The organism is Brevibacillus sp. SIMBA_040 (assembly GCF_046535075.1).
GTDB lineage: Bacteria > Bacillota > Bacilli > Brevibacillales > Brevibacillaceae > Brevibacillus.
The window spans coordinates 1-286 of the sequence record NZ_JAWRXI010000131.1 but is presented as its reverse complement, the minus strand read 5'-3'; the positions used below and the strand labels follow the sequence as shown (position 1 = coordinate 286).

1 protein-coding gene is annotated in these 286 nt (G+C 27.6%); it reads right to left on the bottom strand.

Annotated elements, in window-relative coordinates; all coding sequences use genetic code 11:
• Nucleotides 1–286 (bottom strand): hypothetical protein (locus SB752_RS32265; RefSeq protein ID WP_410719474.1); only part of this gene is annotated, 286 nt, incomplete at both ends.

Here is a 286-nt window from a genome sequence, read left to right as displayed (position 1 = left end):
ATATCAGACAAATTATTATCAAATACTAAAACCTCAGGAATAAGTATTTTTTTATCAGTTCTTTTATTAAAAAACACGATGGGATTAATTCTTTTGTTTACATCCCTTTTAGTAAATGTTAAAATTTTAGAATTTATCTCCTGATTTGTAACTTTTAAAGAATCGCTAAAATCCGTAATTCCAAGATTACTTATGACTGAACTTCCGATTTTGGCATAGACCTTATTTTCTGTTCCTCCAAATTTATTTCCAACCATAAAGAAAGTTGGTTGATTTAGGCTTACAC